The 6,502-nt window shown below is 63.5% G+C and carries 8 protein-coding genes and 1 pseudogene; 3 read left to right on the top strand and 6 right to left on the bottom strand.

The window, feature by feature from the left end; all coding sequences use genetic code 11:
- A pseudogene (locus tag EN745_RS26935) lies at window positions 1–270 on the bottom strand (peptigoglycan-binding protein LysM); the annotation flags it as partial.
- Window positions 271–401: 131 nt separating this feature from the next.
- Here EN745_RS26935 and EN745_RS26930 point away from each other — a divergent pair.
- Window positions 402–1,013, top strand: coding sequence for a TIGR00730 family Rossman fold protein (locus EN745_RS26930; RefSeq protein ID WP_126055678.1), 612 nt, complete (start codon window positions 402–404; stop codon window positions 1,011–1,013).
- An 87-nt stretch (window positions 1,014–1,100) separates the two neighbouring features.
- Here EN745_RS26930 and EN745_RS26925 read toward each other — a convergent pair whose 3' ends face one another.
- Both EN745_RS26925 and EN745_RS26920 read right to left on the bottom strand, forming a co-directional pair.
- Window positions 1,101–1,961 (bottom strand): hypothetical protein, encoded by an 861-nt coding sequence (locus tag EN745_RS26925; RefSeq protein ID WP_126055679.1) that lies wholly within the window; start codon window positions 1,959–1,961, stop codon window positions 1,101–1,103.
- Window positions 1,962–2,035: 74 nt separating this feature from the next.
- The gene (locus EN745_RS26920; protein WP_126055680.1) at window positions 2,036–2,248 is read right to left on the bottom strand and encodes a hypothetical protein; all 213 of its coding nucleotides are present in this window, start codon (window positions 2,246–2,248) and stop codon (window positions 2,036–2,038) included.
- Window positions 2,249–2,599: 351 nt separating this feature from the next.
- On the opposite strand from EN745_RS26920, the gene EN745_RS26915 reads away from it, so the two are divergent.
- Both EN745_RS26915 and EN745_RS37235 read left to right on the top strand, forming a co-directional pair.
- Window positions 2,600–3,598, top strand: coding sequence for a transporter (locus EN745_RS26915; RefSeq protein WP_126055681.1), 999 nt, complete (start codon window positions 2,600–2,602; stop codon window positions 3,596–3,598).
- Between the two features lie 216 nt (window positions 3,599–3,814).
- Window positions 3,815–4,339 (top strand): CatB-related O-acetyltransferase, encoded by a 525-nt coding sequence (locus tag EN745_RS37235; RefSeq protein WP_281033530.1) that lies wholly within the window; start codon window positions 3,815–3,817, stop codon window positions 4,337–4,339.
- On the opposite strand, the gene EN745_RS26905 is transcribed toward EN745_RS37235, so the two are convergent.
- The 3 genes from EN745_RS26905 to EN745_RS36345 all read right to left on the bottom strand — a co-directional run.
- Complete coding sequence (locus tag EN745_RS26905; RefSeq protein ID WP_126055683.1) at window positions 4,311–4,997, bottom strand: glutathione S-transferase family protein; 687 nt, start codon at window positions 4,995–4,997, stop codon at window positions 4,311–4,313. The two genes, EN745_RS37235 and EN745_RS26905, sit on opposite strands and share 29 nt — an antisense overlap.
- A gap of 66 nt (window positions 4,998–5,063) precedes the next feature.
- Entirely contained in the window at window positions 5,064–5,984 is a 921-nt protein-coding gene (rarD, locus tag EN745_RS26900) for an EamA family transporter RarD (protein ID WP_127422655.1), read from the bottom strand.
- Window positions 5,985–6,105: 121 nt separating this feature from the next.
- Window positions 6,106–6,502, bottom strand: a 397-nt coding sequence (locus EN745_RS36345) for a hypothetical protein (protein ID WP_210213777.1), incomplete at its 5' end; no start/stop codon positions are given.

Genomic DNA, 6,502 nt, shown 5'->3' with positions numbered 1-6,502 from the left:
GGCTTCCGCCGGGGCTGCGGGAGCGGATGGCGCCGCGGGTGCCATCGCGTCGGTGGCTGGCGCCGGCGCGGCTGGCAGCCGCCCCTCGGTGCCCTGATCGGCCGCTTTGGTTTCCGCCGGTTTGGTCTCGCCCGGCGCCAGCGCCGCGATCTCGGCCGGCGGCGTGCGATTGAGATAGGGATCGAGCGCGCCCGACACATAGGCGGTTCCCACCGCAGCGATGGCGCCGCCCGCGGTAAACAACAACGCCTTCAATGGATTAATTGCCATTTTTGACTGCCCCTTAGCCACCTAACGCCGGTCTAGCGTGTTTTAGCGAGTCCCACAAGAAAAAGGGCCGGCCAAGAAAAAGCCTGTCCCGGGCTTGACCATGTCTGCCGTCCCTATCACCAATCATCGGCATGAACACGATTCGATCCGTCTGCGTCTATTGCGGTTCGTCTCCAGGCCGCGATGAAACCTACGTCAAGGCCGGCCACCTGCTCGGCCGCTCGCTCGCAAAGTCGGGCCTGAGGCTGATCTACGGCGGCGGCACCAAGGGCATAATGGGCGCCGTCGCCGAGGGCGCGCTCAAGGCCGGCGGCAAGGTGACGGGCATCATTCCCCGCTTCCTCATCAACAGGGAAGCAACCGAGACCGCGCTCGACCGGCTCGACGAGCTCGTGATCACCGACAATATGCACGAGCGCAAGCACAGGATGTTCGAAAAATCCGACGCCTTTGTGGCGCTTCCGGGCGGTATCGGCACGGTCGAAGAGATCGTCGAGATCATGACCTGGGGCCAGCTCGGCCATCATCGCAAGCCGATCGTCTTTGCCAACATCAAGGGGTTCTGGGATCCGATGCTGGCGCTGCTCGACCATATGGGCGGTGAGGGCTTCATCCACACCGCGCACCGGGTGAAACCGCTGGTGGTCGCGGACCCCGAAGCGATTGTCGCCGCCATCATGGTGGCCGGCTCGTCCGTCGACGCGCCGACGGAAGGCGTGCAGTCGGTGATAGACAAGATGTAAGGCAGTAGGGAATAGGCAGTTGGCAATAGGGAAAGACAGCCCCTACTGCCTACTGCCTACGTAAGCGCTGCCTCAAACCGGCAGCGCTTACGAGCCGCCGCCACCGAAAATGCGACGAAAAAGGCCGCCTCGCCCCACGCCGCCATAGCGCTGGGGAAGAGGGCGTGCGAGCAGGAACTGCTCATGGCCCTCGACAGTCTCGGTGCCGCAATAGCTACACTGCAAAGACCGGGCCAGGGGAACGATCTCCCTTAGCACGGCCAGGAACCCTTCTCCATCGATCGGCACGCTCTTCATCATCCGGAGTTCGCGGGAGAATGTCTCCAGTCCTAGAAAGCGATAGCCGCGCTTCTCCAATTCGGCGCGCAGCCTGGCGAGAGAGGGCTCGGCGCCCCAGAACTCGAAGCGCGTCGGCCGGATGCGGGCATCCGGGGCGATTTTCAGACCGAGGTCGCCAATCGCCTCGGCAGGAAGAATGAGCGGCGCCACGGCGGCAAGTGAATGTTCCTCAAGGTTGAGTGGGAAGGCCAAGGCCTCGGCGGCTGTGCGGGCTACCTCCTCGAAACCGGCGATGTCCTCCGTCGTGAAGTAGAAATCGCGGCGCCCCTCGCCATGCTGTTCAGCGATATAGCAGGCTGGGCAGCCTGCGGCCGCCAGATCCTCGCAGAGCCTTTCGAGGAAGGCGTAGTTCCGACTCGATCCCTTGGGCGTCAAGAGAGCGTCGCGCGGCATCAATTCGTTTGCGCGCGGGGTGAGCTTCAGGAGCAGGATCGGAAGCGACGCTGCAGCACGCAGAAGCGCCATGTTCACCCGCGTGTGAATGAAAAGCTCGCCGCCATCGGGGCGGTAGCGCACCAGGCCACGATGCGGTTCCGCCTCGCGGATGACCTCCTCCGTTTTTTCGTCCGATACCTGTTCGCCGGTGATATCGAATTGAAGCAAAGTCATCGCCTAGCCCTCGCCTCCCGGATCACGTCGCGGTAGGGGCCATCTTGCCAGTTCGCAGCGCCTCAGCCCAGACCTCACGGCCGGGCGTTCTGCATCGCATTTGCGGGACCTTCGGCCGCTATTTCCTCGCCGCCAGCGGCCCGACCGCACGACAGGACGAAGCCGAGTGGCCAGGTGATGAAGATGCCGAGAAGCGGACCGTGGTTGGCTTCGGGCGTGAAGATGACGAGGCCGACGAAGCCGCCAAGAAAGCCGATGATGCCCAGTATCGCGCCCCATTTGAGCATCGGTTCCCCCATCGCCTGCCGATCTACTGCAGCTGATTCCCGTCTCGGAACCAAGCCCTCGAATTGGCGTTGCCTCAGAGAACAGCAACTCAGGAGATCGTCATGCTGCGAGGCGCACTGCTCTGGCTCATCGGGATTCCGCTGCCTATCATTCTCATTCTTTGGCTGCTCGGCTATCTGCACTGACGGCCACGCGGGCACGGATGGTGACTCGCCAATCGTGGCAAGCGGCGGTTGCGTGCGCGGCGTGCAACGTCACGGAACCGTCACATGAAACCGGGGCAGCCCGTGCTAGAAACATCGCCGGCCGCAGTTACGCGGCGCTGAAGTCGAAGACCCGGCGAAGCCTCCATGAATATTGCCCTCGCTTCGGAAGAGAACGCCCTGTCGCCCTATCTGCCCGATGAGCAAGGGCTGTTCTTCCTCTATCATTTCACCGCCGACGGCCTGCGCACGAAGGACGCGGCACAAGCGCACTGGACCTGGCGCAGCTACCAGATCTCCGACATGCGCGCGCGCCAGGCGATCGCCAACGAGCAGGCTTTGCCCGCCCCCGTGCGCGAGGCCTTCCTCATCGCCAGCCATGGCTGCCATATCGACCTTGAGGACGACTGGCTCTATGGCGACCTGCCGGACCTGCGCCATGACTATTCGGCCGAAGCGCGTGGGCTCGGCCATTTCCGCTTCGCGCTCAACGACAGGATGCTCATCGGCGCCCGCAAGCAGCCGCTGCAGTCGGTCGACGCGATCCGCAAGGCGGTCGAGAACGGGACGCGGAAATTCCGCTCGCCGGCGGAACTGATCGAGGCCGTCATGGGCCAGTCGCTGGACGGCATGGCGGCCGAGCTCGGCGGCCTATCCGAGACGCTCGACGGCATCGAGGACCGGATCGTGTGCGACGCATGGCACAGCGAGCGGCAAGCGCTGGTCGACGCGCGCCGGCAGCTCGTGGTGATCCACCGGCAGATGGCGACGCTGACCAGCCTGTTTCGGCATCTCGACCATTCGCACCGCAACGACCTGCCCGATCCGGTCAACGACATGGCGGCGCGGCTCTCGCACCGGGCGCACACGCTCTATCACGACGGCGAGCAGTTGCAGGCGCGCACACGGCTGCTGCAGGACGAGTTGATGGCCAAGCTGACGATGCAGTCCAATCAGCTGCTCTATATCCTGTCCGTTATGACGGCGGTGCTCTTGCCGATGACCATCATCTCGGGCCTGTTCGGAATGAATGTCGGCGGCCTGCCGCTGCTGGACTCGCCGATCGGATTTTGGGTGGTGACGGCGGTGTCGCTGCTCGTCGCTTGCGCCGTCTATCTGTTCGTCAGGCGGCTTGGGCGCGTGTAGGACCGGATCCTTCCGGCCGAGGAGACCATACTCCGGGATTTTGGGTTGTGGTACACAACTCGGAATCGCGGATGCTTCGGCCAGCATCCCGTTTCGATGAGGATGCGCATGGGGTTCGCCAGGAAGCTCAGAACATGGCTCGGGCTCCGCCGAGACAAGACCGCGCTGCCGCCATTTGCGTCCGTTGGCCGTTGGACTTATGGCGTCGAGTCAAAAATGATTTACGGCTGTGGAGCGCACTCCTCGCTCAGGATCGGCGCCTTTTGCTCGATCGCCAATGAAGCGCTTTTCATGTGCAGCGCCAATCACCCGACATCATTCGTTTCCACCTATCCGTTCAAGGTTCGTGTGACGAGGGAGGAGCCGGATGGATCGGACCTGCTCACGAATGGCCCCATCGAGATCGGCAATGACGTGTGGGTCGGGCGCCGCGCCATAGTCATGCCTGGTGTCAGGATAGGAGACGGTGCCGTCGTTGGCGCTGGAGCCATCGTCACCAAGGACGTCGCTCCCTACGCGATCGTGGCCGGCAATCCGGCCAGGCTTATCCGCTACAGGTTCGACGCGCACCAAATCGAAAGCCTGCTTGCGATCCGGTGGTGGGATTGGAGCGACGAGAAAATCCGCGCCGAGCAGCCGGCGTTCTTCGGTTCCATCGACGCCTTCATCGCGGCCCACGCAGCGCCTGAAGCGGCTCGCGCGGGTTTGGAGCCTACGCTGGCGCCCGCAGGTCCTCGATGACAGTGCCGGCGGCGGCGACCTCGGCCTCGTGGGCCGGTTCACGCCAGGTCTCGGCGAGGGCCGCCGCGTACCATTCGCGCATAGCAGGCAGGTCGAGCAGCCGCTTGGGATAGGCGGCCGCGGCGCCTTCGAAAACCAGCCCATAGGACTGCGCCCGAAACGCCACCGGGGCAAAGAAGGCATCGGCGGCGGTGAAGCGCTCGCCAGCGAGGAACGGACCGCCGAAGCGGGCCAGGCCATCGTTCCAGAGGTCGCCGAGACGGAAGAGATCGTGCTTCAGGGCGTCGGACATCGCAAACGGCTCGACGCTGAGGCCGCAGCTCATCGGGCAGAGATTGCGCAGCGCGATGAAGCTCGAATGCATTTCGGCGGCCGCCGATCGCACCCAGGCTCGCGCCTTCGCGTCCGCCGGCCATACGCCCTGATGGCGCTCGGCCAGATATTCGACGATGCTGAGCGAATCCCAGACCGCCCAGCCGTCATCGACCAGGCACGGCACGCGGCCGTTCGGCGAGAACACCCGGTAGAGGGTAAAGCTCGATCCGGTCGGGAACGGGGTCAGCCGCTCCTCGAACGGGATGCCGAGCTCTCGCATCAGCACCCAGGGCCGCAGCGACCATGAGGAATAGTTCTTGTTGGCAATGTGCAAGACGTACACCGGGCATACTCCTTGTTTTGACGCAATTCCGGACGGAAAACCGCTGCGCACTTTTCCTGGAATTGCTTATCTTGCCGCGGGGACCGCCTGGCGCCCCTTGAACATCGACCAGCTGTACATTGCCAGCGCCGCCCAGATCAGGGCGAAGGCGATTGCCTGCGTCCTGCCGAACGGCTCGTCGAAGACGAGCACGGCGATCAGGAACACCATGGTCGGGGCGATATACTGCATGATGCCGATGGTGGAGAGGCGCAGCAGCCTGGCGCCGAAGGCAAACAGCAGCAGCGGCACCGCGGTGATCGGGCCGCAACCGATCAGCAGTGCGGTGTCGGAACCAGTGCTGGAGACGAAATGGTCCTGCCCGGTGGCGATCAAGTAGCCGATATAGCAAAGCGCCGGCACCGAGAGCAGCAGCACTTCGAGCAGAAATCCCTGGCTCGGGCCGATCGGCAGCGTCTTGCGGGAGAAGCCGTAGGCGGCGAAGGAAAATGCCAGCGCCAGCGACACCCAGGGCAGCTTGCCGGCCTCGATGGTGAGCACGGTCACCGCGATGGCGGCCAGCGCAACCGCCGCGATCTGCAGCCGGTCGAGCCGCTCGCCGAGCAGCAGCGCACCGACGACGACTACCACCAGCGGATTTATGTAGTAGCCGAGCGCGGTCTCGACGGTGCGGTCGACCGCGATCGCCCAGACATAGATCCCCCAGTTGACCGAGATCAGCGTCGCCGTCAGCGCCGCCATGGCGATGCTCTTGGGCGAGCGGATCGCGGCCTTGAAATCGGCGGTGCGACCGGCCCATACCAAAACGCATGCGGCGATCGGCACCGACCAGACGATGCGGTGGCAGATCACCTCGATCAACGGCAGATGCGCCACCGCCTTCATGTAGAAGGGCAGCAGCCCCCACAAGAAATAGGCGCCCAGCGCCAGGAAGAAGCCGCGGCGGGCCTTGGCATCTGCGTCAAGCTGAGCTGTCTCGGTGACCATGGCCCAACGCTATGGCCCAGCCGGCCATGCAAGACCATCACAAAATTATGATGGATCAATGGACTTTTGGTGATGGTTCAAGCGGTTGACTTCGCTCCAGGTGCCGAGACTGAGTGCCAACTCAGTGCTGGGCGGGTTTCTCGACAAGCTCGAAGAAAAGCCGGTCGGGTGCCCCCTCATCGTGCCTGAAGCCGGTCAACTCTGCCGCCAGATCGAGAGGAATGTCGAAGACATAGTCGACATCACCTTCCTTGTCCTGCTGTGAAAACGCTCGCTGCCGCAGGGTTTCAAAGGAGGCTGGAAGATCTCCCGTGGTTTGGAGATCGCTGACCTCCTTGTCGCCGCTGTGCCAAACCCTCCAGATATTCTTACCGGCGCTCCAGAGCTCGGCGCGAGAAAACATCGTGTGTTCCTCGATATGCACGACGACCAGTTCCCTGCCCTGCGAGAACGCCGACAGGTAGCTGTCAGGAGGATTGGGAAAGCTGCAGTAGCCAAGGATGATGATCGCCCAGTTC

Source organism: Mesorhizobium sp. M4A.F.Ca.ET.022.05.2.1 (assembly GCF_003998845.1).
Lineage (GTDB): Bacteria > Pseudomonadota > Alphaproteobacteria > Rhizobiales > Rhizobiaceae > Mesorhizobium.
The sequence above is the reverse complement of the archived record's forward strand: the minus strand, read 5'-3'. Positions and strand labels throughout refer to the sequence as shown.